At 67.6% G+C, this 23862-nt stretch carries 29 protein-coding genes; 28 read left to right on the top strand and 1 reads right to left on the bottom strand.

What is annotated here, in order from left to right:
- Positions 1-15 precede the first annotated feature (15 nt).
- The 11 genes from DEW08_RS01610 (at position 16) to nusG (ending at position 10119) form a co-directional block, all read left to right on the top strand.
- Positions 16-228 carry a helix-turn-helix domain-containing protein gene (locus DEW08_RS01610; protein ID WP_109323890.1) on the top strand — a complete coding sequence of 71 codons (213 nt, stop codon included), beginning with the start codon at positions 16-18 and terminating at the stop codon, positions 226-228.
- Complete coding sequence (locus DEW08_RS01605; RefSeq protein ID WP_109323889.1) at positions 225-650, top strand: hypothetical protein; 426 nt, start codon at positions 225-227, stop codon at positions 648-650. Before DEW08_RS01610 ends, DEW08_RS01605 begins: the two co-directional genes overlap by 4 nt.
- Positions 651-1234: 584 nt before the next feature.
- Positions 1235-1408: a hypothetical protein gene (locus DEW08_RS30960; protein ID WP_168220229.1), complete on the top strand. Its 174-nt coding sequence runs from the start codon at positions 1235-1237 to the stop codon at positions 1406-1408.
- Positions 1408-2832: a DEAD/DEAH box helicase gene (locus DEW08_RS01600; RefSeq protein ID WP_109323888.1), complete on the top strand. Its 1425-nt coding sequence runs from the start codon at positions 1408-1410 to the stop codon at positions 2830-2832. The genes DEW08_RS30960 and DEW08_RS01600 overlap by 1 nt, the downstream gene beginning before the upstream one ends.
- Positions 2825-3844, top strand: a complete 1020-nt coding sequence (locus DEW08_RS01595; protein WP_109323887.1) for a DNA-methyltransferase — start codon at positions 2825-2827, stop codon at positions 3842-3844. The genes DEW08_RS01600 and DEW08_RS01595 overlap by 8 nt, the downstream gene beginning before the upstream one ends.
- Positions 3845-3859: 15 nt before the next feature.
- The gene (locus DEW08_RS01590; RefSeq protein WP_168220228.1) at positions 3860-5407 is read left to right on the top strand and encodes a DEAD/DEAH box helicase; all 1548 of its coding nucleotides are present in this window, start codon (positions 3860-3862) and stop codon (positions 5405-5407) included.
- A complete protein-coding gene (locus tag DEW08_RS01585) occupies positions 5404-6075 on the top strand; it encodes a hypothetical protein (RefSeq protein WP_211107094.1) in 672 nt (223 codons plus the stop codon). Before DEW08_RS01590 ends, DEW08_RS01585 begins: the two co-directional genes overlap by 4 nt.
- Positions 6072-6437 carry a VRR-NUC domain-containing protein gene (locus DEW08_RS01580; RefSeq protein ID WP_109323885.1) on the top strand — a complete coding sequence of 122 codons (366 nt, stop codon included), beginning with the start codon at positions 6072-6074 and terminating at the stop codon, positions 6435-6437. Before DEW08_RS01585 ends, DEW08_RS01580 begins: the two co-directional genes overlap by 4 nt.
- Positions 6434-7141: a hypothetical protein gene (locus DEW08_RS30585; protein WP_146214612.1), complete on the top strand. Its 708-nt coding sequence runs from the start codon at positions 6434-6436 to the stop codon at positions 7139-7141. The genes DEW08_RS01580 and DEW08_RS30585 overlap by 4 nt, the downstream gene beginning before the upstream one ends.
- Entirely contained in the window at positions 7134-9224 is a 2091-nt protein-coding gene (locus DEW08_RS01570; protein WP_109323883.1) for a hypothetical protein, read from the top strand. Before DEW08_RS30585 ends, DEW08_RS01570 begins: the two co-directional genes overlap by 8 nt.
- Before the next feature lie 364 nt (positions 9225-9588).
- Entirely contained in the window at positions 9589-10119 is a 531-nt protein-coding gene (nusG, locus tag DEW08_RS01565) for a transcription termination/antitermination protein NusG (protein WP_109323882.1), read from the top strand.
- 219 nt (positions 10120-10338) lie between these two features.
- On the opposite strand, the gene DEW08_RS01560 is transcribed toward nusG, so the two are convergent.
- Positions 10339-10530 carry a helix-turn-helix domain-containing protein gene (locus tag DEW08_RS01560; protein ID WP_109323881.1) on the bottom strand — a complete coding sequence of 64 codons (192 nt, stop codon included), beginning with the start codon at positions 10528-10530 and terminating at the stop codon, positions 10339-10341.
- A 317-nt stretch (positions 10531-10847) separates the two neighbouring features.
- On the opposite strand from DEW08_RS01560, the gene DEW08_RS01555 reads away from it, so the two are divergent.
- The 17 genes from DEW08_RS01555 (at position 10848) to DEW08_RS01475 (ending at position 23738) form a co-directional block, all read left to right on the top strand.
- Entirely contained in the window at positions 10848-11183 is a 336-nt protein-coding gene (locus tag DEW08_RS01555; RefSeq protein ID WP_109323878.1) for a phage holin family protein, read from the top strand.
- On the top strand, positions 11180-11392 hold the full coding sequence (locus tag DEW08_RS01550; RefSeq protein ID WP_109323876.1) for a hypothetical protein: 213 nt from the start codon (positions 11180-11182) through the stop codon (positions 11390-11392). Before DEW08_RS01555 ends, DEW08_RS01550 begins: the two co-directional genes overlap by 4 nt.
- Positions 11392-11724, top strand: coding sequence for an HNH endonuclease (locus DEW08_RS01545; RefSeq protein WP_109323875.1), 333 nt, complete (start codon positions 11392-11394; stop codon positions 11722-11724). Before DEW08_RS01550 ends, DEW08_RS01545 begins: the two co-directional genes overlap by 1 nt.
- A 98-nt stretch (positions 11725-11822) precedes the next feature.
- On the top strand, positions 11823-12290 hold the full coding sequence (locus DEW08_RS01540; protein ID WP_109323874.1) for a phage terminase small subunit P27 family: 468 nt from the start codon (positions 11823-11825) through the stop codon (positions 12288-12290).
- Positions 12247-14037: a terminase large subunit gene (locus DEW08_RS01535; RefSeq protein WP_109323873.1), complete on the top strand. Its 1791-nt coding sequence runs from the start codon at positions 12247-12249 to the stop codon at positions 14035-14037. The genes DEW08_RS01540 and DEW08_RS01535 overlap by 44 nt, the downstream gene beginning before the upstream one ends.
- Before the next feature lie 6 nt (positions 14038-14043).
- Positions 14044-15339: a phage portal protein gene (locus DEW08_RS01530; RefSeq protein WP_211107092.1), complete on the top strand. Its 1296-nt coding sequence runs from the start codon at positions 14044-14046 to the stop codon at positions 15337-15339.
- Entirely contained in the window at positions 15317-16153 is an 837-nt protein-coding gene (locus tag DEW08_RS01525; protein ID WP_109323872.1) for a head maturation protease, ClpP-related, read from the top strand. The genes DEW08_RS01530 and DEW08_RS01525 overlap by 23 nt, the downstream gene beginning before the upstream one ends.
- A gap of 11 nt (positions 16154-16164) precedes the next feature.
- Complete coding sequence (locus DEW08_RS01520; protein WP_109323871.1) at positions 16165-17427, top strand: phage major capsid protein; 1263 nt, start codon at positions 16165-16167, stop codon at positions 17425-17427.
- Positions 17428-17488: 61 nt separating this feature from the next.
- Complete coding sequence (locus tag DEW08_RS01515; RefSeq protein ID WP_109323870.1) at positions 17489-17917, top strand: hypothetical protein; 429 nt, start codon at positions 17489-17491, stop codon at positions 17915-17917.
- Positions 17918-18024: 107 nt separating this feature from the next.
- Positions 18025-19446 (top strand): IS4 family transposase, encoded by a 1422-nt coding sequence (locus tag DEW08_RS01510; protein WP_109323868.1) that lies wholly within the window; start codon positions 18025-18027, stop codon positions 19444-19446.
- Between the two features lie 56 nt (positions 19447-19502).
- A complete protein-coding gene (locus DEW08_RS01505) occupies positions 19503-20072 on the top strand; it encodes a phage head-tail connector protein (protein ID WP_109323867.1) in 570 nt (189 codons plus the stop codon).
- On the top strand, positions 20069-20392 hold the full coding sequence (locus tag DEW08_RS01500; RefSeq protein WP_109323866.1) for a hypothetical protein: 324 nt from the start codon (positions 20069-20071) through the stop codon (positions 20390-20392). Before DEW08_RS01505 ends, DEW08_RS01500 begins: the two co-directional genes overlap by 4 nt.
- 3 nt (positions 20393-20395) lie before the next feature.
- Positions 20396-21031, top strand: coding sequence for a hypothetical protein (locus tag DEW08_RS01495; RefSeq protein WP_109323865.1), 636 nt, complete (start codon positions 20396-20398; stop codon positions 21029-21031).
- Positions 21028-21492: a hypothetical protein gene (locus tag DEW08_RS01490; protein WP_109323864.1), complete on the top strand. Its 465-nt coding sequence runs from the start codon at positions 21028-21030 to the stop codon at positions 21490-21492. The genes DEW08_RS01495 and DEW08_RS01490 overlap by 4 nt, the downstream gene beginning before the upstream one ends.
- Before the next feature lie 77 nt (positions 21493-21569).
- Positions 21570-22805, top strand: coding sequence for a phage tail tube protein (locus tag DEW08_RS01485; RefSeq protein ID WP_109323863.1), 1236 nt, complete (start codon positions 21570-21572; stop codon positions 22803-22805).
- A gap of 88 nt (positions 22806-22893) precedes the next feature.
- Entirely contained in the window at positions 22894-23370 is a 477-nt protein-coding gene (locus DEW08_RS01480; protein WP_109323862.1) for a hypothetical protein, read from the top strand.
- 77 nt (positions 23371-23447) lie between these two features.
- Entirely contained in the window at positions 23448-23738 is a 291-nt protein-coding gene (locus DEW08_RS01475) for a phage tail assembly chaperone (protein WP_109323861.1), read from the top strand.
- Positions 23739-23862: the final 124 nt, after the last annotated feature.

Genomic DNA, 23862 nt, shown 5'->3' with positions numbered 1-23862 from the left:
GGTTAGTGTCGGTGCATGGAACTCAAGGAATACCGAGACGCCAAGTCGATCACGCTGGCCGGATTGGCGGCGGCGGTTGGCGTGACCGAAGTGGCAATGAGCCGCTATGAGCGCGGTATTCGCTTCCCGCGCCCCGAGATCATTGAACGCATCGAGGAGGCAACCGACGGGGCCGTTCGGGCCGAGGATTTCCTTCGCGTCCGTCGCCGTAGAGGAGAAACCCCATGAGCAATCTCATCGCCGCGTTCCTGCGCCGGCTGTTCGGCGCCGACCGGCGCTCCGAGGCCCGTCCGGCACGGACCCACGAGGACCTCGAACGCATCGCCAAGGATCGCGGCTACGCGCCGGGCTGGGTGGAGCACCAGATGCGGTTTCTGGAGCGTTGCCGAGAGGAATATCCCCGCATCACCTCCCGCGCCGACCTGGAGTCGTTCGTCACCCAGTACGGCCTGACCGTGACGCATTTCGATCCCACCGGCGACGGCCGGATCGAGGCGCGGTTTTCCCGGGATGGAGTTCCGGCCGCAGCTATGCTCGGCGCCGAAGATGGGAGCTTCAGCAAACGCGGTCTCCGTCAGTTCCTCAGCGACCTGGAGCGCTCCAGGTCCCGCTCCGTCCACTCGACCTTTTCCGCCAGAGCACGGGCCTAATCGATGCTCGCCCTCAGCATGATGTGCTCGCCGTTCGCCGTCACCCCAGGACGGGGCACACGCCCCCCACCATCCCACGCCTGTCAATCCTACGAAATCGCGCCACCCCACGCCCAGCGCGCATCGGTGGGGCACCGGCACCTCTGACGAGGCGATACCCACCACCTTCGATGCGCACCGGCGATTGCGCCGTTCGTATGTAGCAGTCTTGATCATGCGAATACGGTGACGAAGCAATCGTATAGGTGGCAACAAATATACGGCTACAGAGCTATAATACTTCCGAGTATTGTTTCAGCTCAATAACCGAAGTTACCGAAATTCAATACACGGATCTATCACAATAATATTTTGCGTTTTTCCATTTTCAGCCAGAAACACCAATGCGAGAGGCTCCAATGCAGCCCCCGATTACCAATCGCGTCGCCCCGGCCGGTAAGGCTATTGTCATTCACTGCCCGATCCGCGGTGCAGGACCGAGGCCGCGTGTCCGCGTTGCCGCTGGACGGTCCAGCGCTGCCGGCCGCGCGCCCTCCTCCCTGCCCGTCACCATCGACCGCGGAGTGCCGACACCGGAGCCGCGCATGCGCACGAAGTGGCCGTTCGGCGACATGGAGATCGGCGACAGCTTCCTGGCCGCCGGCGTCCCCAGCGCCAACGCCTTCGGTGGCCGCGTCGTAGCGGCGACTTACCGGACCGGCTTCAAGTTCACCATGCGCCGCGTCGAAGGCGGAGTGCGGGTCTGGAGAGTCGGGTGATGGGCGACGCATACGTTGATATGCTGGCGCGCAAGGCCGTTACCGCTCCGCAGCGCGGCCTCGACACTGTACCGCCCCTGCCCAGCTCCCTGTCGGACCTCCAGCGCGACGTCACCGCCTTCCTGCTGCAGTCCGGATGCGGCGCCGGCTTCCTGGACACCGGGCTGGGCAAGACCCGCATTCAACTCGCCTGGGCACGCGTCGTCGCTGAGGTCACCGGTCTGCCGGTGCTTGGGTTCGTCCCGCTGGCCGTGGGGCCACAGCACGTCCGAGAGGCCGAGGCCGCCGGTATCCAGGATGTCCGCGTCGTGCGTTGCCAGGACGATATCCGTCCGGGAGTCAACCTGACCAACTACGAGAGGATGCACCTCTTCAGCCCGGATGCCCTGGGCGGCGTCTTCCTGGATGAATCGTCCATCCTGAAGTCGTTCTCGGGCGTCACGACACGCAAGCTGATGCAGTTCAGCGCCGCGCTGAACTGGCGGGCCGCTTTCACCGCGACGCCGGCCCCGAACGACCATACCGAGTTGGGGCAGCACAGCCAGTTCCTGGGCGTGATGGACAGCAACGAGATGCTGTCCCGCTGGTTCGTCGCCGATCAGAAGCAGATGGGTCGTTACCGGCTGAAGAAGCACGGCGTCCGCCCGTTCTGGTCCTGGGTGGCGAGCTGGGCGCGCTGCGCGTCCCGCCCGTCCGACCTCGGCTACAGCGACGCCGGTTATGAGATGCCGGACCTCGTCATGCATGACCTGCTGGTGAGGGTGGATACCTCCACCGACGCCGGCCAGGACCGTGACGGCCAGCTCCGATTGCTCCGTATTCCCGGAACCAGCTCCACCGCTTTGCACGCCGAGAAGCGCCGGACGGCCGAGGCGCGGGCCAGGGCGATCGCCGAGCCCGTCATGGACCTGCGCGCCGAGCCCTGGAACGTCTGGTGCGATACCGACTACGAGGCGGATGCGCTGATGGCGGCCATCCCCGATGCCGTCGAGGTGCGGGGTTCCATGTCGCCAGAGATGAAGGAGGAGCGGCTGGAGGCCTTCAGCCGCGGCGACATTCGGGTGCTGGTGACGAAGCCGCGCATCGCCGGGTTCGGGCTGAACTGGCAGCACGTCGCCCATGCCGCGTTCGTCGGCTGCAGCTACAGCTATGAGCAGTTCTATCAGGCCGTCCGCCGGAACTGGCGCTTCGGTCAGAAGCGACCGGTAAACGTCTATCTAGCCTACGCCGAGACCGAAGCTGCCCCGCGCGAGGCCCTCCGCCGGAAGTCCGGCGAGCACGAATCCATGAAGGCGGCCATGGCCGATGCCATGCAGCGCGCCGCCGACCACCGAACCATCAAGCATAGCTACGCGCCGACGGTCCGACCAGAGCTTCCGGTGTGGCTGCGCGGCGCCGGCGCGGGAGATTGTCGCCATGCGTGATCCGCTCGTCCTCGACCAAGCGCACGGCGCCGACTGGTCGATCTACAACGCCGACTGCGTCACCTTCGCCCAAGCCATGCCCGACGCCAGCGTCGACCTGTCGGTGTTCTCGCCGCCGTTCTCCAACCTCTACGTCTACAGCGAGAGCGCCGCCGATCACGGCAACTGCGTCACGGACGAGGAGTTCTTCGACCATTACCGGTTCTTGGTCCGCGAGCTGTACCGGGTCACGCGGCCGGGCCGGCTCTGCGCGATTCACGTCAAGGACCTCGTCTACTACCAGAACAGCAGCGCCGACGGATCTGCAGGACTGCGCGCATTCTCGGACGGATGCACCCGCGTCCACCTGGAGGAGGGGTTCACCTTCCATTGCCGGATCACGATCCACCGTGATCCGGTCCTGGAGCGCGCCAAGGCAAACCCACACGGCCTGCTGTGGAAGACCTTTCAGGGAGACGCCTCGTTCTGCCGCGTCGGTATGCCCGAATATCTGATGGTCTACCGGCGCTGGGCGAGGCCGGGCGAGAAGGCGCTGGTCAAGCCGGTCCTGCACCCCAAGGCGGAGGTGCCGCTGGAACGCTGGCAGGACCTCGCCGGTCCAGTGTGGCGGACGGACGATGCGTCGGTGGCGCTGACCTATGGCGACCCGCGCCGCGCCGTCGGGTCGCTGGTCTGGAACCTTCAGGACCCCGGCCGCGGCGACGGCGACCTGCCGGCGACGGACGTCCTCAATGTCGAGGTGGCGCGCGACCCGGACGCCGAGCGGCACCTCTGCCCGATGCCGCTGAACATCACGAAACGCGCCATCGAGCTGTGGACCAATCCGGGCGAGGTCGTTTTCAGCCCCTACACCGGGATCGGCTCAGAGGGAGTCGCGGCTCTGTCGATGGGCCGGAAGTTCATCGGCACCGAGCTGCATCCGACCTACTACGGGCAGGCGTGCCATTTCCTCGACGAGGCGTCGCGGCAGGTCGCCTATGGGTCGCTGTTCGACCTGCTGGCCGCGGAGTGACGGGGGATGACCCCAATGACCCTTACCCTCCGAGACTACCAAGCCGATCTCGTCGCGGCCCTTCGCGCATCCATCTCCGCCGGCGCCCGCGCGCCGCTGGCTGTCCTGCCCACCGGCGGCGGCAAGACGGCGGTTTCCGGCGCCATCGCGGACGGCGTCGCCAGGCGCGGTCGGATCGCATGGTTCGTCGTTCCGTCGCTGGTCCTGCTGTCCCAGACCGCGGAGAAGTTCCGCGAATACGGGATCCGGGCCGGTGTCCTGCACAGCGGGTTCACGCCCGACATATCTGCGCCCATCCAGATCATCACGATCCAGACGCTCGACCGCTGGGTGCGGCGCGGACTGCTCCGTGACGCCCGGTCCGGCCGGCTCTACTTCCCGGCCAACGGGAGGCGGTCTTCGCTGTGGGCACCGGACCTGATTGTGCTGGACGAGGCGCACCATGCCTCGGCTGCGCAATACCTCCGCGTCTGCGCCGCGCTGGTCGATACCCGCTGGCTGGGCGTCACCGCTACGCCGGAGCGTCTGGACGGGAAGGGCCTCGGCGCCGGCTGCGGCGGCATCTTCGACGCACTGGTCGAGGGTCCGACGATCGCCGACCTGATCCGGCGCCGACACCTCGTCCAGCCGGTCGTCTACGCGCCGCCGATCGGAGCGGACCTGTCCGGCATCCACACCAGGGCCGGCGACTTCGCGACCGACGAGGCTGCGACCAAGCTGGACAAGCCGGCCATCACGGGGTCGGTGGTCGGGCATTACCGGTCTCTGGCCCCTGGTGCCAGGGCAGTGGCGTTCTGCTGCTCCATCGCGCACAGCCAGCACGTCGCCGCCGAGTTCCGTGCTGCCGGCATCCCGGCCACGCACCTCGACGGTGAGGCTGACCCGGACGAGAGGACGCGCGTCATCACCGCGTTCAGCCGGGGCGAAATCCGCGCGCTGACCAACTGCGCCCTGATCTCCGAGGGTTTCGACGTCCCGGCGGTCGAGGCCGCCATCCTGTTGCGACCCACGCAGAGCCTGTCCATGTTCCTGCAGCAGGTCGGCCGCGCCCTGCGCCCTGCTCCCGGGAAGGACCGTGCCCTGATCCTGGACCACGTCGGCAACGTGCTGCGCCACGGCATGCCGGATGACGACCGGGAGTGGAGCCTGGACGGGCGCGCGAAACGCAACAGGGCCAAGGACGAGGTCGCTTCGCCCCCGGTCAAGCAGTGCCCAGAGTGCTTCGCCGCACACCGCCCGGCGCCGGCCTGCCCGGCCTGCGGATACATCTACGAGCCGGAGGGTCGGACGCCGGAGGAGGTGGATGGAGAGCTGAGGCCGGTGGACCGGGACACCCTGACTGCCGCCAAGGAAGCCGAGAAAGCCGCCCGTCGCGCCGAGGTCGAGCAGGCCAGGACCCGCGAGGACCTGGAGCGGATCGCGGCCGAGCGTGGCTATAAACCGGGATGGGTGGAGCACCAGCTGCGATTCCGCGGAAGAGGCGGAGGCCATGGCCGGCTTGACGGGCTGATCGAGCATCAGGAACGGCTCTACGGCTACGGGGCGCGGAGGGCCGCGGGATGATCGAGCCCATCGTAGCCGCCCTCTATGTCGAGACAAACGGCGCCTACTACGGCCTCCCTGGCGTGGACCCGTGGGACGAGGTGCGGGACGCGCGCCGGTACGACGGGCCGCACCCGGTCGTAGCGCACCCGCCATGCCAAAGGTGGGGACGATTCTGGCACGGCAGCACGCGAAAGCCGCACCAGTTCCGGCTTGGCGCCGACGGCGGGTGCTTCGCCTCGGCGCTGACGGCAGTGCGCAACTTCGGAGGTGTGCTGGAACACCCGGCCGCGTCGCGCGCCTGGTCGTTCTTCGGCTTGCGCGAGCCGGCTATCGGCGCCGGGTGGGTGCCGGCGGACAATTTCGGCGGCTGGACCTGCTACGTTGAGCAGGGGCATTACGGCCACGTCGCCAACAAGCCGACGTGGCTTTACGCCCGCGGGGTGGACCTCCCGGACCTGATCTGGACCAAGGGAGAGCAGCGCCTACATCCCCGCGCCGTCGAGCTGCATGGCTACGCCAAGGCCCGCCGGATCGGCATGGTCGCGATGATCGGTGGCAAGGACAAGGCGAAGATCCGCGCAGCAACGCCACAGCCATTCCGCGACGTGTTGCTGGGCATTGCCAGGACTGCCGCCCTTCGATCTTCGACTGCGCCGCAACCGGAACTGCCGAGTATCCTGTCATGACCGAATCCCCGATCCTCCGCCGCATCCTGCTGGCGCTGGGCGCCAGGGACAGCGTCCGGCTGTTCCGCAACAACGTCGGCGTCGCGGTCTATCCTGACGGCAGCCGCGTCGTCTATGGGCTGGCGCCAGGCAGCCCAGACCTCATCGGCCTGACCAGCATCACCGTCACCCCGGATATGATCGGGCGCCGCCTCGCCGTCTTCACCGCCATCGAGGTCAAGGCGCCGCGCGGCCGCCCGACCGACGCGCAGCGTGCCTTCGTCGCCATGGTCCAGCGCATGGGCGGGATCGCCGGCATCGCCCGGTCGCCGGAAGAGGCTGCGGCATTGCTGGCGGCTGGGCCTGGGCAGGTGTCGTCATGACGTGGCTCATCAGCGAATTCGCCACTGCGTCGGCGCGCATCGGCGCCCGTCACCGCGACTTCCTCGCCCAGGCTGGTGTGCTGCGCGTCGATGCCGCGCACACCTCGGACACCGGTTGGCGGATGGTCGGCGGCTGCCTGGAGCCGGTACCGGCTGAACCCCAGACTTACCCGGCCCGCCGCCTCGTCGGATGGTCGCAGGTCTGGGCCGATGCCGGTGCCGACGGGCTGTCCGGCGCGTTCGAGCCGGTGAGCGATGGACCGCAACCGCCCGGCACCGAGATCGTCAAGGCGTTCGTCGTGCCGGTCGGTGCGTCCGATCCGGACACCGGCATGTGGGCGGAGGTCTGGGACCTCGTCGCTTTCAACCTCGCTCAGCCCGGCCGTTGGTGGCTGCGCTCCGGGCTGGCCGACCTGCTGGGCGAGGATCATGTCGAGGCCTGCGCTGAGAGCGGAGCGCCGGTCCAACTCGTCGCCACACCCCTGGACTGGCTGCGCGCCGGAGGCGACGCCGCCTGCGTGCTGGACTGGTCTCGCGTCGATCCCCGCGACGTCTTCGCACGGTGCCGGCGCGTCGAACCGGCCAGCCCGGACGTCGGCCGCCTCCTCAAGACCCGGCTGCGTCAGCTCGCGCGGACACCATTCGTCATCGGGGAGCCCGGCGCGCTAACCGGCGGCGCCCCGGCGGAGACCGTGCATGCGTAACCCACCGATCGGGCTTGCCGGCATCGCCGATGCCACCCGCGTCATCGTCACCACTGATACCGAGGCGCGTTCACGGATCGCTGCGGCCCTCCCAGGAGTCGCCGTGCTGGCCGGGCGACCCGACTTCGACTGGTCGCGCGTCCCGGCGCCCGGCCGCAAGCTCGTCGCCACCGATCCCGATGTCGGGCAGGCCCTCTACGCCGCCGGCGCCGATCGCGTCGCGGTGGCCACGCTGGACGCCGTGCTGGCGTCCCTGGACGCGCCCACCGCCGAGGAGCGGGCCAGGGCCGTCTCCTCGGCGTGCCGCTTGCTGCGGCGGGAGATGCCGGCGGCAGCCGGCCCAGTCCATGACCCCGCACCGGTCACGCCGCCCAGCGGCACCAATGACGATGTCCCGCCGCCGCCCGACTATGACGACGATCTGCCGTACCGGGTTCTCGGCTACAACCGGCGCCGCTACTTCTTCATCCGGCGCGCCGGCGGCCAGATCGTCGACCTCGCCAGCCGCGACCTGCGGGAGATCGCCTGCCTCATGGAGCTGGCCCCTGCCGACTTCTGGCAGGCCAGATACCCGGCGAAATCAGGCTTCGACGGCACGGCCGCGGCGAACCACCTCATCGCGCAGGCCCACGCCGTCGGCATCTACGACCCCGACCGTGCCCGCGGCCGCGGAGCTTGGTGGGACGAGGGCCGGGCGGTCCTACATCTTGGAGACGGCCTGATCGTGGATGGCGTCCCGACCGATATCCGCGATTTCCGGTCCTATTTCCTCTATGAGCGGGCGCCGGCCCGCGCTATCCGGCTCGCCGAGCCGCTGGCTGCCGCGGAGGCGAAACAGCTCTTCGACATCTGCAAGCTGGCCCGCTGGGAAGACCCATCGCTCGCCCCCCTGTTCGCCGGCTTTCTTGTCGTGGCGCCCGTGTGCGGGGCGATGTCGTGGCGCGCACACGGCTGGCTGACCGGCGAGAAGGGTTCCGGCAAGACGTGGCTGCTCGACAACGTCGCCCGCGCCGTCATCGGAACCATTGCACTGCGGGTGTCGTCGAAGACGACCGAGGCCGGTGTCCGGCAGCTCCTCGGCGCCGATGGCCGGCCCGTCATCTTCGATGAGGCGGAGACGCAGAACCAGCGCGATCGCGAGCGGGTCCAGCTCATCCTCGATCTCGCCCGCCAAGCCAGCAGCGAGGATGCGGCGCCGATCGCCAAGGGGACGCAGTCCGGACGGGCGCAGACCTTCTCGATCCGTAGCAGCTTCCTCTTTTCCAGCATCAACCTCGCCCTGCAGCAAGCCGCCGACGAATCTCGCACCATCGTGTTCTCGCTGGCCGGGCGCGGAAACCTATCGGAGGAGGGTGCCCTGGCCGCCGCGGAACAGTTCGCCGCCCTGCAGCGCCTCGTCTCCGACACGCTGACGCCGGAATGGTGCGGCGGCCTGCTGGCCCGCACGCTCTCCCTGCTCGGGGTGATCCGCGCCAACTCCCACACATTCTCCCGCGCCGTGGCCGAGCGGTTCGGCTCCCAGCGGCACGGCGACACGCTAGGCGGCGTTTTGGCCGGATTTCACAGCCTGTTCTCATCCAAGGTACTCAGCATCGACGAGGCGCGCCGCTTCCTCGACGAGCGGGCTTGGGCGCGTCGGGCCGCCGAGGACGAGACGGCGCCAGACCAGACCCGGGCGCTCGACCACCTGCTGGAGCAGATGGTGCGCGTGCAGCCCGGTTCCGGCCCCGCCTTCGAGCGGCCGGTAGCGTCCCTCATCGCTGCAGCGGCCGGCGGCGCCCCGGACTACACCGGCAAGCTCGACGGCCCATCCGTCGATGGCGTCGCTCCGGATGTCGCCGAGATGCACCTCCTCCACCTCGGCATGCGGGTAGCCCGCGACGCCGGGATGCTGTGGGTGGCCCGCGCGCACAGCCGGATGGCCTCGTTGTTCAAGGAGACGCCCTGGGCGGCGGCGTGGGAAACACAACTCGGTCGCGTGAATGGGGCCGTCAAAACTACGCAGAAACCAATGCGGTTTGGTTCTCTGGTCAAGCGAGCCGTCGGCGTCCCGTTGTCTGAAATACTGAAGCTAGATCAATAGCTTGTACGTAACAGACGGCCGTTACATGCGGCTTGTAACAAACTACTAGTTACATGGTGTGGAAATGTGTGAAACGAAGAAATGCAGTAAAATCAAAGATGTGTCGAGTTTCCTTGGTGTGACGCCCGGTAACTAGCCAGTCGTTACGCCTTAAGAGACTGATTTGAAACGGAAAAATGGCCTTTGTAACGAGGTAACGAAAAACCAGCGGATCGAGAGATATATATAGAGAGAGACCCACATAGAGAGACCCTCCTATATATATATCTATATCTGTTACATATGTTACATGGTTACAGGGCTGTCTTATCAACCACTTAGCCGAAACAGCGTCCGTTACGGACCGTTACGGCCGGAGAGGTCCATGAGCACCGCCTGCACCACCACCTCCACCACCCATAGCACCGGCACGCCCCTGGACGAGATCGACCTCACCGGCCGTCGCTGGCACGTCGTCGTCGTGAAGCCGCTGGCTCAGTCCGGCCCGATGGCGGTGAAGGCACTCCAGGCTCGCGGGTGGCAGGCGCTCCGCCCGATGTGCCGGGAACTGGTCGTGCGGAAGGGAGAGCGCGTCGAGGTCGAGCGATCCCTGTTCGGCCGATACGTGTTCGCCGGGGCCGACAGGAGCCACGAGGCTCACGCCCTGCGCTTCGTACCGGGCGTGCAGCATCCGGTCATCGACGCCCGACGCCGTCCGCTGATCCTGCGCCCCGACGTGCTGGGGGCCGTGGTGTCCCGTCTGCGGGCGGATGGCGGTATCGCGGACTTGGTGCCTCGCGATCCTGTGCCGCGGTTCCTGCCTGGCCAGACCGTGCGGGTGCTGGAGGGGCCTTTTGCGGGCTTCGAGGGCTTGTTCGAGGGGGGGACGAGGGAAGCCGTGTCCGCGTGCTGCTGAGCCTGTTCGGTCGCCAGACGGCGGTCAAGGTGCCCATGGGCATCGTCGCGGCGGAGTGAATCTCGTACGTCTTGGGGTTGACACCACGCGGCACGAGGCGTATTCGTGGTCTCTGAGGTTAAGCGTTTGGACCTCCCGCCGTGGTGGAGCCTGAAGGCACCTCCACGGCAGCCGCAATGGAAAATAACCACCCGCCCGGTGACGCCGCGGCGGGTTTCGTCATTCTGGGTCGCCGATTGGCTTCAGCCCGGCCGAGATAGCGGCGCAGGCAAGAGCAATGGTGCGGCTGATCGGCCGGTCGCCGGCCTCCCACATCTGTACTGCCCGGACCGTGGTTCCGAGCGCGTCGGCGGCGGCCTTCTGGGTCAAGTCCATCCGGGCACGCCAGTTCTTGAAATCTTGCGGCGTCATGGCAATCGTCCTATCATCTGCGCTGGACCTTGGGGGCGACGTTTGGACCGCCGCCCCCCGGTCTAGCCCTTAGCCAAGAAGGTCAAGCAGCCGCTTGATGACTTCGAGGATCAGGACCAGAAGGGTCAGGAGCCGGTTCAGCATCTCTGTATCCTTCTGGTGGTTTGTGGTCCCGGGGGTGGGCTCCACCCCGCCCCCGTCCACAAAGAGACAATAGACGAACAGAGTTCGTCAGTCAACGGAAAAAGCGAACAGCGTTCGTATTTTATTGCCCGCCCGGCACCGTGCCGTGGCGGGTTTAGTCATTGGAGTCTGCGATGCCCGCTGATCCGTCGCCCGACCTTGCTGCTGCCGCGTCGGGCCTGATCGGCCCGGCGTTATCCGCGCTCGTGGGGGTTCTCATGCGTCATTCGCAACTCGCTCAGCGTGGGGAGCGCCGCCTCCTCTCGGCGCATCTGCTGTACGAGCTGCCCACCGTCATGGGCATGGGGATCGTCGGCGGCGGCATCGGGTCGTACCTCGACCTCGCGCAGCCGGTCGTCTGGGCGGTCGCGTCGGTCCTGGGCTGGCTCGGACCGCAGGCGCTCGGGATGATCATCGCGGCCGTCGCGCAGAAGGCCGGCGTCAAGGTGCCGGGAGGACAGGAGCAATGACCGACTGCGAGCCCTGCACCACCGACGACGAGCTGCGCCGCGTCACCGTCACCCGCCGCGCCCGCCTGCCTGAGACGGACGAGGAGCTGGCCGACTGGGAGCCCGCGCCGATGCGCCGAGAGGTCGACCTGCTCGACCTCCCCGCCGACGTGACCGGCCGCATGGTCGGCACGGTCGAGGCGCTGCGGCAGAGCCTGGGGCGACGCTGATGCCGGGTAACCCGTTCTACCACTCGCCCTTCTGGTATGCCCTGCGGGCTAAAGCGCTGAAGCGGGACGGTTACCGCTGCGTCGTCAAGGGCTGCCCGACACCGACGCATGACCTGCACGTCGACCACATCGACACGCGCCCCCGCGGCGCCACTGGCCCGACCGACAAGGACGTGCTGTCCAACCTGCGGACCCTCTGTGGCCATCACGATCGGAGCGTCAAGGAAGGCGCCAGTGGCCGCCGGAGCAACGGTGGTCGGCTGATCGTCAAGGGGTGCGACGCCTCCGGCCGCCCGCTCGACCCGAACCACCCGTGGAGGCGCGCCGGGTGAGGCCCCCCCGGGGGGGCGTCTGAAAGTTCAGGGCCTCAGGGTGGCGCTACCGGTCAGGGCAGTTCTGCGCACATCCGCGAAATGGAAGGAAAAAGGCCATGGCAGGACGAAGGCCCACGCCGACGCACCTGAAGCTGGTCAAGGGCAACCCCGGGAAGCGGGGCATCAACAAGCAGGAACCGCAGCCGCGGCGCACGTTGCCGAGCCCGCCCGACCATTTGAGCGATGGGGCCCGCCTGACCTGGGGGCGCTTGACGGTCCTGCTGGATCGGATGGGCGTGCTGACCGAGGCGGATGCCTACGCGCTGGAGCGGCTGTGCGAGATCTACGGCGAGATCCTGGAGTGCCAGGAGGTGATTGCCGAAGTGGGGCGGACCTACGAAACCCGGAACGAAGCCGGCAGCGTCATGTACCGGGCGCGCCCCGAGGTGGCGATGTTGGCGGACGCCGACCGGCGGTTCAAAAGCTACCTCGTCGAATTCGGGCTCACCCCGGCGGCGCGGTCGAAGGTGAAGGTTGCCGATGGCGAGCAAGAAGCCGACCCGCTCCAAAGCTACTTCGGTTGACCGCCCGACCGCCTATGCGATGGCGGTGGACCGTGGGGAGATCGTCGCCGGGCCGCACATCAGGGCGGCGTGCGCCCGCCACCTTCGGGACCTGAAGGACGGCAGCAAGCGCGGTCTGAAATGGGACACGGCGGCGGTTGACCGGGTGCTGGGGTTCTTCCGCGACATCCTGCGGCTGAACGGCGGCGAACATGAGGGCAAGCCGTTCGAGGTGCTGGAGTGGCAGGCGTTCATCCTGGGCAGCCTGTTCGGCTGGAAGGGGGCGGACGGCTATCGGCGGTTCCGTGTCGGCTACGTCGAGACGGGGAAGGGTTCCGGAAAGTCGCCGCTGGCCGCTGGCATCGGCTTGTACATGCTGATGGCGGACGGCGAGCCCCGCGCCGAAGTCTATGCCGCCGCGACGAAGAAGGATCAGGCAATGATCCTCTTCCGCGACGCCGTGTCGATGGTCAACCAATCGCCGGAGCTGACGAAGCGCATCACCAAGTCGGGAACCGGGCTGAACGTCTGGAACCTCGCCTACCTCCAGAACGGCAGCTTCTTCCGCCCGATCAGCTCGGACGATGGACAGTCGGGGCCGCGCCCGCACTGCGCCCTGCTGGACGAGATCCACGAGCACAAGAACGGCCAAGTCGTGGAGATGATGCGCGCCGGCACCAAGGGCCGCCGGCAAGCGCTGATCTTCATGATTACGAACAGCGGCACCGACCGCACGTCGGTCTGCTACGACTACCACGACTACGCCGCCAAGGTGGCCGCCGGGCAGATCGAGGACGACGCGTTCTTCGGCTTCGTCGCCGGCTTGGACGATGAGGACGACCCGTTCAAGGACGAGGCGTGCTGGCCGAAGGCCAACCCGTCCTATGGCATCACCTTCGGGCCGAAGTACCTGCGGGAGCAGGTCACGCAGGCGCGCGGTATGCCGGCCAAGGAGGGCATCGTCCGCCGGCTGAACTTCTGCCAATGGACGGACGCAGCGGATCATTGGATCGGCAGCGACCTATGGGAGTCCTGCCAAGCCTCGTTCGATCTGGACGATCTGCGCGGGCGCCCTGCATACATGGCCTTGGACCTATCGTCCAAGCGCGACCTGACGGCCTTGGCGATGGTTTGGAAGGCGGAGGACGGCACGCTTGATGCGGCGGTCTGGTTCTGGACGCCGCTCGACACGCTGGAGGAGCGGGCGCGCCAGGACAAGGTGCCGTACCAGACCTGGGCGAACGATCCGCGGGGCTTCCTGACCGCGCTGCCGGGCCGGGCGATCGACTACGGCTATGCGGCCCGCAAGGTCGCCGAACTGAACGGCCAGCACGACGTGAAGGCGCTCGCCTATGACCAGTGGCGCGTCGATGAGTTCGTGCGCGAGCTGGATGAGGTCGGCGTCGATAGCTGGGTGTGGGATGGACCGAACAGCCGGGAAGGCTCGGGCTTATGCCTGATGCGGCACGGGCAGGGCTACGGCGGCGGCAACTCGGACAAGCTGCTGTGGATGCCGCGGTCGGTGGACCTGCTGGAGCAGGCCATCATGCAAGGCCGGCTGCGGGTGCTGGTCAACCCGGTCCTGAACTGGAACAGCGCGTCAGCGGTCCTGGAGACCGACCCGGCGGGCAATAAGAAATGGGAAAAGCGCAAGAGCACGGGCCGGATCGACGGCATCGTAGCCTTGTGCATGGCCATCGGCGCGGCAGAGGCGCAGGTGGGCGGCGGACCTTCGGTCTATGAGGCGCGCGGCATCCTTTTCGTGTGAGGCGATATGGCATTCTTCGGCATGTTCGGGCGCGGGCAGAAGGCCCGCGAAGCCGACGCTGTCGCCCAGGCGATGGGGGCGATGGCCCAGGTCTTCGACAGCCTGGATGATCCGGCGTTGAAGGACTTCATGCGCGGCGCCGGCGTCGCCGGCGGCGAGACGCAGTCCGGCGCTGTGGTGAACGCCAACACGGCCCTGCGGAATGCCGCGGTGCTGCGTTGCGTCTCGGTCATCTCCAAGACGATCGGCATGCTGCCGCTGCAGCTCTTCAAGGCCGGCGACGCGGTGGAGAAGGCGGTCGACCACCCGCTCTACCGCATCCTGATGAAGACGCCAAACGACTGGCAGACCCCATTCACCTTCAAGTCGACCATGCAGGCGCGGGCGCTGCTCCACGGCAGCGCCTACGCCTACCCGGTTCGGTCGCGCGGCCGGATCGTCCGACTGTTCCCGCTGGAGCCTTCGCGAGTGGAGGCGAAGCAGAACGACGACTGGACAGTGGAGTACCGCTACACCCGCATGGATGGCGGCGTGATGACCATACCGGCCGCCGAGATGTTCCACCTGCGCGACATGTCTCTGGATGGGCTGGAGGGCGTCAGCCGGGTGAAACTGGCGCGCGAAGCCATCGGGCTGGCGCTCAGGGCCGAGCAGGCGGCATCACGGCTGTTCAAGAACGGCATGATGCTGGGCGGTTACCTCACCACCACGGGCCGCCTGTCAAAGGACGCCATCGATCGCCTCAAGGAGCAGATGTCCGACTATACCGGCTCGGAGAACAGCCAGAAATGGCCGGTTTTCGAGGAGGGGCTGAAGGCCGAGAAGATGGCTCAGACCTCCGTCGAGAGCCAGCACCTGGAGAACCGCCGCCATCAGATCGAGGAGGTTGCGCGGGCCTTCGACGTGCCCCGCCCGCTGCTGATGCTGGATGAAACCTCTTGGGGCACCGGCATTGCGCAGCTCGGCCTCTTCTTCATCCAGTACGGCCTCGCCCCCTGGTTCAAGGCCTGGGAGGAGGAGGTCAGCCGCGTCCTGCTCACCGAGAGCGAGCGCGACGGCTACTACGCCAAGTTCAACGAGAAGGCGCTGCTCCGCGGCACGCCGAAGGATCAGGCCGAGTTCTTCGCCAAGGCACTCGGCGCCGGCGGGCACGATCCCTGGATGATGGTGGACGAGGTCCGCGACCTGTCCGAACTGCCGCGCCAGAGCGGTGACGCTTCGAAACTGCAGCCCGGATATGGCCGCAAGGCGCCCCCGGCGAGCGAAGGAGGATCGGGCAATGAGCCTGCGCAGCCTGCCTGAGGTGAAGGCATTCGACCGGCCGGACGGCCTGTCCTGGGATGCGCCGAGTGACGCGCTTGCCCGCTGGTCGGGCGGGCCGATGGCGGCGGAGGCCGATGATCCGTCGACGATCAGCCTCTACGATGTGATCGGCGAGGACGCATGGACCGGCGGCGGCTGGACGGCGAAGCGGATGGCGGGCGCCCTGCGCGCCATCGGCAAAAAGGACGTGACGGTCAACGTCAACTCGCCCGGCGGCGACTTCTTCGAGGGGCTGGCGATCTTCAACCTGCTCCGCGAGCATCCCGCCAAGGTGACGGTGAAGGTCATGGGCTACGCCGCCTCGGCTGCCTCCGTGATCGCCATGGCCGGCGACGAGATCCGCATGGGCGCCGGGTCGTTCCTGATGATCCACAATGCCTGGGCGGTCGCGATCGGCAACAGGCATGACATGCGCGCCGCCGCCGACGTTCTGGAGCCCTTCGACGCGGCCATGGCTGACATCTACGCCGCCCGGACCGGTCAGAAGCGCGAGGACGTGGCGGCCATGATGGACGCCGAGACCTGGCTGGGCGCGGGAGACGCCGTCGCCAAGGGCTTCGCCGACGTGGTGGAGGACATGCCGGAACCTGCGGTGTCTGCCTCGCTCCGTCCCGAGATCGCGGCCCGGCGCCGAATCGACGCTCTTCTCGCCAAGCAGGGGGTGCCGCGGTCCGAGCGGCGCGCCATGCTTCGCGAGGCCTCCGGTACGCACGACGCTGCCGGTACTGCCACGCCGCGCGCTGGCCTCCTGACCGCCTCCCTGGCGGACCTGCTCATCACCATCAAGCCCTGAGAGGGATCAGAATGAACCATGCTCTGAGGCCGCGTTTCAGCGGCATCGCGGCCGTGCGCGCGGACGCCGATAACCCCGTCGCGCTGGTAAACCAGATCAAGAGCGCCTTCGAAGCGTTCAAGGCCGAGAACGACAAGCAGATCTCCGACATCCGCAAGGGCCTCGGCGACGTTGTACAGGCCGAGAAGGTGGACCGCATCAACACCGAGATCACCGGCCTCCAGAAGGCGCTCGACGAGCTGAACGTCAAGATGGCCGCCGGCCAGCTTGGCGGTGCCGGCAAGGCCGATCCGGCGAAGGCCGAGCACAAGAACGCCTTCGGCCGCTTCTTCCGCAAGGGCACCGAGGCGGGCCTGCGCGAGCTGGAGGTGAAGGCGAAGCTCACCACCCAGAGCGACCCGGATGGCGGCTATGTGGTTCCGGAGGAAATGGAGGCCGGCATCGATCGCGTGCTCGGCACCATGTCGGCCATGCGCTCGCTGGCGACCGTTCGCCGGATGGGGGCCCCGACCTACAAGAAGCTGGTGAACATGGGCGGCGCCTCCGCCGGCTGGGTCGGCGAGAACGATGCCCGCCCCGAGACCAGCACCCCGCGCCTGGGCGGCCTGGAGTTCACTGCCATGGAGCTGTATGCCCAGCCGGCGGCGACCCAGACCATGCTCGACGACGGCGACATGGACATCGAGGCGTGGCTGGCCGACGAGGTGTCGATCGCCTTTTCCGAGCAGGAGGGCGCCGCCTTCATCGCGGGCGACGGCAACAAGAAGCCCAAGGGTCTGCTGGCCTACGACACGGTGGCGAACGCCAACTATGCCTGGGGCAAGATCGGTTTCATCGCCTCCGGCGTGTCCGGCGGCCTGACGGACGGCACCCACAACGGTGCCGACGCCCTGATCGACCTCTACTACGCGCTGAAGGCCGGCTACCGGAACGGCGCGGCGTGGCTGATGTCCGATGCGGTGATGGGCACCGTCCGCAAGTTCAAGGATGGCGACGGCAACTACCTGTGGGCGGCTCCGACCGCCGCGGCCGAGCTGCCGACGATGCTGGGCAAGCCGGTCCAGACCGACGACAACATGCCGGCGATCGCGGCCAACAAGTTCCCGATCGCGTTCGGCGACTTCAAGCGTGGCTACCTGATCCTGGACCGGGTCGGCGTCCGCGTGCTGCGCGACCCCTACACCAGCAAGCCGAACGTCCTGTTCTACACCACCAAGCGCGTGGCCGGCGGTGTGCAGAACTACGAGGCCATCAAGTTCCTGAAGGTCGCCTGATCCTGCGGCGGCGGGGCCAGTCCTCGCCGCGCTCCTTCCCCATGGCCTAGGAGGGCCACCCATGCGCGATATGTACAGCAACGTCGCGGTCGTGGAAGCGATCGCGCCGAGCGTCTACACGGCCGACACTACCCCGGCCAGCATCGACCTCGCCGGCTTCAACGCCGCCACCATCGTCATGTCGATCGGGGCCGGTGGCATCACCTTCACCAACTCGAACAAGATCGAGTTCGTGCTGACCCACAGCGACGACGACACGACCTACACCAACGTCACGGCGTCGGACCTGCTGGGCGTGACTTCGGTCAGCAACGGCATCGTCAAGGCACTGACGGCGGCCAAGGCCGCGTCGGACGTGACGAAGATCGGCTACGTCGGCGGCAGGCGGTACCTGAAGCTGCTGGCCGACTTCTCCGGCACCCACGGCACCGGCACCGGTATCTCGGCCGTGGTCGTGAAGGGCCACCCGGCGGTGTACCCGACCGCCTGACCTGTTAATTACCCACATCGTCGAAGGTCGTGCAGTAGACGGCGCGGTGGTCTTGGCCGTGTCGAGCCTCCGGCTGTTGGCATCGGAAAGAGGTGCTGGAGGTACCGATGGCCGATGCGTCAAGAACCTGGATCGACGATGAACTTGCCAGTTGCCAGTTGCTGGACCAGCGCCTGAACCGGCGGCTCCACGGATTGCTCGGGCAACTGGCGGATAACATGGGAGAGAGCATTCCCTTTGCCTGCCAGGACTGGGCCAACACCAAGGCGGCCTACCGGTTCTTCGCCAACAGCCGTGTCGGCGAGGGCGACATCCTGGGGGGCCACGTCGAAGCAACGCGCCGTCGGGTTGCCGCCACGCGCGGCACCATCCTGGTCATCCAGGACACCACCGAGTTCTCCTTCGAGCGCGAGCGTCCCGACCGGGTCGGCTGGACCTACAAAGGCAACGGCAGCAATGAGCGGCAGGGGGGCGTGCGCCCGTACACCGCCTGCGGGCTGCTGATGCACTCCAGCCTGGTGGTCACAACGGACGGGCTGCCGCTTGGCCTGGGTGCGGTCAAATTCTGGACCCGCAAGAAATTCAAAGGAACCGCCGCCCTCAAAAGGCACATCAATCCGACGCGGGTCCCGATCGATGGGAAGGAAAGTGTCCGCTGGCTGGACAACATGCGGCGGACGGCCGAGCTGTTCGGGGATCCGGCCCGCTGCGTCTACATCGGCGATCGTGAGAACGATATTTACGAGTTCTTCTGTCTCGCGCGGGATCTCGGAACCCACTTCCTGGTTCGGACGTGTGTCGACCGGCTCGCGGGTGACGGCACCACGACGGTCGCCCGCTTGATGGACGAGGTGGCGGTGGGCGGTCGGCACCGCATCGAGGTCCGGGACGCCGGCGGGCGAACCGAAACCGCGGAAGTCGAACTCACCTACGCCACCCTGCACGTCCGGCCACCGATCGGGAAGGAAAAGCGCTATCCTGCCCTCGACCTGACAATCTTGTACGCCCGGGAACCAGATCAACCCGAGAACCGCCCACGCATCGACTGGAAGATTGCCACCGACCTGCCAGTCACCGACACCGCCTCTGCTGTGGAGAAGCTGCGCTGGTACGCTATGCGGTGGCGCGTGGAGGAATTCCACAAGATTATGAAGTCGGGGTGCAAAGTGGAGGCAGCGCGGCTCCGGACGGCTGAGCGCCTGGTGAAGCTGATTGCTGTCCTGTGCATCGTGGGCTGGCGCGTCTTCTGGTTGCGGATGATGAACCGGGTGGTGCCGGATGCCGAACCGGGTGTCGCCTTGACCGGAATCGAAACCGCGGTCCTCGATCGCGTGGTTCCCGACCGCGGCTCCAACCAGCCCCGTATTCGAGATTTGGCCAGCTACGTGCGGAAGATCGCAAGGCTCGGCGGCTGGCTCGCCCGCGCGGGGGACCCGCCACCCGGCGACAGGGTCCTATGGCGCGGCATGACGCGCCTGACCGATATCGTTCTCGGCGCCACCCTCACTCTCGACGATGTGGGTAATTAGCAGCCGCCTGACCCTGACGGGGCGGCCCTGGGCCGCCCCATTTCGGAGTTCCTGCCATGCTGACCACGCTCGCCAAAGTGAAAGCCGAGCTTCAGAGCCCGGACGCTGACGATGCGCTCCTGACGACGCTGATCGAGCAGGCGAGCGCGACCATCGAGACGTTCTGCGGCCGATCCTTCGCCGCTGCGGCCGGCACGGAGACCATCCGCCTCGACCGGTGGCGGGAGAGGCTGATCCTCGACCGCACGCCGGTCGTGTCGGTGGCGTCGGTGGTGCTGAACGGCCAGGCGCTGGACCCCGCCTCCTACGAGGTGGAGAACTCCGGATCCGGCTTCCTGCTGCGCCTGGACGCCTCCTCCTGCTCCATCGGTTGGCCGGTTGGCCGGGTGGTGGTGACCTACACCGCGGGCTACAGTGCCACCCCGCCGGACGTGGAGCGGTGCTGCATCGACATGGTGAAGCTCTCCTACTTCTCCCGATCTCGGGATCCACTGCTGCGGTCCGAGGATGTCCAGGACGTGGTCTCCAAGACCTGGACCGCTGTTCCGTCTGTCGAGACGCTCGGCGGGCTGCCGGCGGACATCGCCGGGCGGCTGAGCGGTTACCGCATGGTCAGCTTCGGATGACGCCGGCCGAAGCCATTGCCGCCCTGGACCGTGCGCTTGCCGGCGCCGGGGCGGATGTGAAGGTCTTCCGGGACGGCGCCGCGGTCCAGGCGAAGGCCCGCGTGCGGGGGCTGCGGGTTGAGGAGCTGCGTGCCGGCTCCAGCAGCGCCCAGGCGGTGTCCCGCGCGATCCTGTCGCCGTCGCCGTTCCCCGCCGGCTTCCTGCCGCTGCGGACCACCGACAAGGTGCTGTGGAACGGGGCGCAACGGACGATCCTGTCGGCGACGCCCGTCCTGATGGGCGGAACCCCGGTCCGCATCGAGATCGATTTCCAGGGGTAGGCCATGGGCAGCAACATCGACGCCGTTCGCCGGCAGATCACGCTGCTGAAGAACGAGGCCCTGTCGCCGCAGGCCTTCGTGAAACTCCATGCCGAGACGGCCCGTGCCGAACTCGCCAAGCTGGAGGTGGACCAGGGCCGCTATCCAACCGACGTCTTCGTGGATGGGCGCCGTGGCGCCGCCGAGGAGAGCGTCCGGTATGGCGGCGTCATCGAATACCACATCCACGTCATGCAGGACGCTGTCGACTGGATCTACGGCGAGTGGGTGGCGCGGTCGCCGGTCGGGCCTCCGGAGGGCGGTCATTACCGGGACGACATCCTGCTGTTCGTCGACGGCTACCGCCGGGACGCCGCCGAGGCCGGTGTCGTGGATGTCGCCGATGCGCAAGAGGTGGTGCTGATCTCGCTGCGACCCTATGCCCGCAAGATCGCCCGAGGCCTGTCCGTGCAGGCGCCAGAGGGCTGGATCGAGGTGCTGGCGCGCGAGGCGCGGCGGCGGTTCAGCGCCGTGGCGAAGATCGACTACGAATACCGCTCCTACGGCGCCCCGCGTGGCCGCCGGGCCGCGGAAGGGATGACCAGCCGGCAGCGGGCACAGTACCGCTACCCGGCCATCGTCGTGACGAGGGGCGCATGATCGCAGACGTTGAAACAGCGCTGAAGACCAAGCTCGCCGAGGTCGTTCCGGATTGGCCGATCCGCTGGCCCAATAGCTCCTGGCCGCCGGGTACGAAGCTGTCGGACGCCAGCATGCCGGTCGACGATGACGGCGCGCCGGCCCCGGCCATCGAAGCCGAGGTGGTCTCCGGCCGGACGACCGCCACGGCCGGCCCCAAGGGGAAGCGCCGGGCGATGGCCTTCGGCGTGTGCCGCCTCTATCTGTCGGTGGCGCAGGGCACCGGCACAGCGGCCATCACGGAGAAGGCCGACGCGATCGCCGACGCCTTCCGCCGGGTGACGGTCTGGATTGACCCGGCCACCACCGCCCGCCTGATCACCATGGACCCCCGGGCTGACGATGGCGTTGCCGCCTACGAGGACGGATCCCGCTTCTGCCGCATGCTGTCCATCCCCTGGGACTATGATTTTCCTGACTGACCAGCCCGAGAGGCTGACCATTCCGCGCCCGCCGGCCCGTGCCGCGCGGGCTTTTTTGCGCCCGCACGGAGAATGAGATGCCCACCAACTATCAGACGCAGTTCAATGCCTATGTCGCCTACAAGGCGCAGTCCGCCCGCGGCACCGCCGCCAGCGGCACCGGCGCCAACCTCCTCCCGCTGACCGGCGGCAAGGGCCAGCTCACGAAGCAGGCCATCCAGTCGCAGCAGGTCCGGCAGGACGGCATGGCCGTCCGCGGCCGGCACGGCACGCAGAAGACCAGCGGCCAGTATCCGGGCGAGCTGCAGCTCTCGAACTATGACCCGCTCCTCGAGGCCGTGATGCGCGGCACCTGGGCGTCCGGCGTCAGCATCACGCAGGCCACCGGCGCGATGTCGTCCGCGACCCTGAGCGCCACCGGCTCAGTCATCACCTTCAGCGCCGGCAACGTGATCACGGCCGGGCTCCGGGTCTACGACGTGGTCACCTTCACGTCCGGCCTCGCCGCGGGCGACCTGAACAAGCCGCTGCGGGTTGTTGGCCTGACCAACACCAGCATCACCGTCGCCGAGGCGCTGACCACCGTCACCGGCCCGGTCAGTTCCTACGCCTTCTCGGTCAAGGGCCGGAAGCTGATCAACCCCGCGGCCGGCGCGCTGGTCCAGCGCTACTTCACCATCGAGGAGGCCGAGATCGACGCCGACCAGTCGGAGCTCTTCACCGACTGCAAGTGGGGCAAGATCGACCTGTCCATGCAGCCCAACGGCATGCTGACCATCACGCCGTCGTGGATGGGCACCGGCGCCGCTCAGGGCCTGACGGGCGCCGCCTCGCCCTACTACACCAGCCCCGCCCTGGTCGCCGCGGCCACGCCCCTGGCGGCCATCGACGCCACCTTGCGCGTCGGATCCAGCGACTTCGTGGACCTGACCGCCTTCAGCCTGTCGATCGACCTGGGCCTGAACGCCCCCGACGTGGTCGGAGCCAAGACCAGCCCCGACGTCTTCGACGGCGTGATGAAGGTGTCCGGCTCGATCACCGCCATGCGCAAGGATCTCCAGGCGTTCACTGACTTCCTGGCCGAGACCCCGTTGGCGCTGACCATGCTGGCCCAGGTCCCCGGCTCCAGCCCGATCGACTTCCTGTCGGTGACGGTGCCGAACTTCACGCTCGGCGGCGTCGACAAGTCGGAGATCAAGCGCGACGGCGGCCCCCGCACCGTCACGCTGAACATCGCCGCGGAGCTGGTCGGCGTGGACACCCGCGGCGGCGCCTATGACCAGACCATGGTGAAGATCCAGGCCAGCAACTAACCCCATCCGTCGCGCGACGGCGGGCCGGCGGCGTCACGTGGGGTGCGCCGCCGGCCAAACCCCACATCATCCCCACGGAGAGAGCACCATGAGCAAGACCCGCGAAGACGCCCTGAACACCGCCGCCGTCATCGACCTCGGCGACCTGCGCTACTCCGACGAGCGCGTCTATGACGTGAAGCACCCGGTGACGCTGAAGCCGATCGGCTGGCCGATCACCCTGGCCGGGCCGGGCCACCCCAAGACCATCGAGGCGGTGGAGATGGAGTTCCGCCAGCAGCAGGAGGAGGAGGAGCGCCGGCAGGAGGAGGCCATCGCCGCCATCAAGGCCGGCAAGGACGCGCCGAAGGCCCGCAAGACCATCGCCGAGATGCGCGCCGAGAACGCCGCCCGCATCGCCCGCCGTCTGCTGGACGTGCCGCCGGTCGTCATCAACGGGCAGCGGATCGACACGGAGACGGTCGAGACCGCCCTTGCCGACCCCGGCTTCGAGTGGCTGTTCAACCAGCTCAACGGCGAGCTGAGCAACCGCGCCGGTTTTTTGCCCAGCTCCGCGCAGACCTGATCCGGCACGCGGAGCACGAGTTCCGCCTCTCCCAGACCGACAAGGAGGGGCGGACTGAGCGCGAGCACCTGGAGGGCATGCACGACCGGGCGAAGCGGCGCGGCGACATCGCCAGGATCCAGCAGATCGACGCGGAGCTGACCGGGCCGCCGCTGCCCGTCCTGCTCCGCCACGTCTGGCGCTGGTTCGGGGAATTGCAGCGGGAGCGGTCCTATACCGGCATGGGGGACCCGCTCCCGCTGTCCGCCCGCGACATCAAGGGATGGATGGACCTCTACCAGCGCCGGCCGGACCAGCAGGAATTGGAGATGATCCGGCTGCTGGACACGATCTGGCTGAACGTCAGGGCAGAGAGCCGGAAGGGGTGAGGGGGCGGGCTAGTATTGCCGGCGTGAAAGCTGGCGCCGTCGTGATAGCAGCTCGTTAGAACGGGATCTCATCATCATCGTCAGAATTTTGAGATTGAGCAGTGCCCCCACGCGAAACATACCC

This window comes from Azospirillum thermophilum, assembly GCF_003130795.1.
In the GTDB taxonomy this organism is placed as follows: domain Bacteria; phylum Pseudomonadota; class Alphaproteobacteria; order Azospirillales; family Azospirillaceae; genus Azospirillum; species Azospirillum thermophilum.
Note: the sequence above shows the minus strand (reverse complement) of the source record. Positions and strands in the feature narration are given on the sequence as shown.

What these genes read in the sequence shown, in the direction of transcription:
- DEW08_RS01550 (WP_109323876.1), top strand. Translation starts at nt 11,180, where the DNA reads ATGACCGACTGCGAGCCCTGCACCACCGACGACGAGCTGCGCCGCGTC.
- DEW08_RS01570 (WP_109323883.1), top strand. Translation starts at nt 7,134, where the DNA reads ATGCGTAACCCACCGATCGGGCTTGCCGGCATCGCCGATGCCACCCGC.
- DEW08_RS01475 (WP_109323861.1), top strand. Translation starts at nt 23,448, where the DNA reads ATGCACGACCGGGCGAAGCGGCGCGGCGACATCGCCAGGATCCAGCAG.
- nusG (WP_109323882.1), top strand. Translation starts at nt 9,589, where the DNA reads ATGAGCACCGCCTGCACCACCACCTCCACCACCCATAGCACCGGCACG.
- DEW08_RS01495 (WP_109323865.1), top strand. Translation starts at nt 20,396, where the DNA reads ATGGGCAGCAACATCGACGCCGTTCGCCGGCAGATCACGCTGCTGAAG.
- DEW08_RS01605 (WP_109323889.1), top strand. Translation starts at nt 225, where the DNA reads ATGAGCAATCTCATCGCCGCGTTCCTGCGCCGGCTGTTCGGCGCCGAC.
- DEW08_RS01595 (WP_109323887.1), top strand. Translation starts at nt 2,825, where the DNA reads ATGCGTGATCCGCTCGTCCTCGACCAAGCGCACGGCGCCGACTGGTCG.
- DEW08_RS01525 (WP_109323872.1), top strand. Translation starts at nt 15,317, where the DNA reads ATGAGCCTGCGCAGCCTGCCTGAGGTGAAGGCATTCGACCGGCCGGAC.
- DEW08_RS01600 (WP_109323888.1), top strand. Translation starts at nt 1,408, where the DNA reads ATGGGCGACGCATACGTTGATATGCTGGCGCGCAAGGCCGTTACCGCT.
- DEW08_RS01490 (WP_109323864.1), top strand. Translation starts at nt 21,028, where the DNA reads ATGATCGCAGACGTTGAAACAGCGCTGAAGACCAAGCTCGCCGAGGTC.
- DEW08_RS01545 (WP_109323875.1), top strand. Translation starts at nt 11,392, where the DNA reads ATGCCGGGTAACCCGTTCTACCACTCGCCCTTCTGGTATGCCCTGCGG.
- DEW08_RS01580 (WP_109323885.1), top strand. Translation starts at nt 6,072, where the DNA reads ATGACCGAATCCCCGATCCTCCGCCGCATCCTGCTGGCGCTGGGCGCC.
- DEW08_RS01515 (WP_109323870.1), top strand. Translation starts at nt 17,489, where the DNA reads ATGCGCGATATGTACAGCAACGTCGCGGTCGTGGAAGCGATCGCGCCG.
- DEW08_RS01590 (WP_168220228.1), top strand. Translation starts at nt 3,860, where the DNA reads ATGACCCTTACCCTCCGAGACTACCAAGCCGATCTCGTCGCGGCCCTT.
- DEW08_RS30960 (WP_168220229.1), top strand. Translation starts at nt 1,235, where the DNA reads ATGCGCACGAAGTGGCCGTTCGGCGACATGGAGATCGGCGACAGCTTC.
- DEW08_RS01500 (WP_109323866.1), top strand. Translation starts at nt 20,069, where the DNA reads ATGACGCCGGCCGAAGCCATTGCCGCCCTGGACCGTGCGCTTGCCGGC.
- DEW08_RS01530 (WP_211107092.1), top strand. Translation starts at nt 14,044, where the DNA reads ATGGCATTCTTCGGCATGTTCGGGCGCGGGCAGAAGGCCCGCGAAGCC.
- DEW08_RS01505 (WP_109323867.1), top strand. Translation starts at nt 19,503, where the DNA reads ATGCTGACCACGCTCGCCAAAGTGAAAGCCGAGCTTCAGAGCCCGGAC.
- DEW08_RS01520 (WP_109323871.1), top strand. Translation starts at nt 16,165, where the DNA reads ATGAACCATGCTCTGAGGCCGCGTTTCAGCGGCATCGCGGCCGTGCGC.
- DEW08_RS30585 (WP_146214612.1), top strand. Translation starts at nt 6,434, where the DNA reads ATGACGTGGCTCATCAGCGAATTCGCCACTGCGTCGGCGCGCATCGGC.
- DEW08_RS01610 (WP_109323890.1), top strand. Translation starts at nt 16, where the DNA reads ATGGAACTCAAGGAATACCGAGACGCCAAGTCGATCACGCTGGCCGGA.
- DEW08_RS01485 (WP_109323863.1), top strand. Translation starts at nt 21,570, where the DNA reads ATGCCCACCAACTATCAGACGCAGTTCAATGCCTATGTCGCCTACAAG.
- DEW08_RS01540 (WP_109323874.1), top strand. Translation starts at nt 11,823, where the DNA reads ATGGCAGGACGAAGGCCCACGCCGACGCACCTGAAGCTGGTCAAGGGC.
- DEW08_RS01555 (WP_109323878.1), top strand. Translation starts at nt 10,848, where the DNA reads ATGCCCGCTGATCCGTCGCCCGACCTTGCTGCTGCCGCGTCGGGCCTG.
- DEW08_RS01480 (WP_109323862.1), top strand. Translation starts at nt 22,894, where the DNA reads ATGAGCAAGACCCGCGAAGACGCCCTGAACACCGCCGCCGTCATCGAC.
- DEW08_RS01510 (WP_109323868.1), top strand. Translation starts at nt 18,025, where the DNA reads ATGGCCGATGCGTCAAGAACCTGGATCGACGATGAACTTGCCAGTTGC.
- DEW08_RS01585 (WP_211107094.1), top strand. Translation starts at nt 5,404, where the DNA reads ATGATCGAGCCCATCGTAGCCGCCCTCTATGTCGAGACAAACGGCGCC.
- DEW08_RS01535 (WP_109323873.1), top strand. Translation starts at nt 12,247, where the DNA reads ATGGCGAGCAAGAAGCCGACCCGCTCCAAAGCTACTTCGGTTGACCGC.
- DEW08_RS01560 (WP_109323881.1), bottom strand. Translation starts at nt 10,530, where the DNA reads ATGACGCCGCAAGATTTCAAGAACTGGCGTGCCCGGATGGACTTGACC.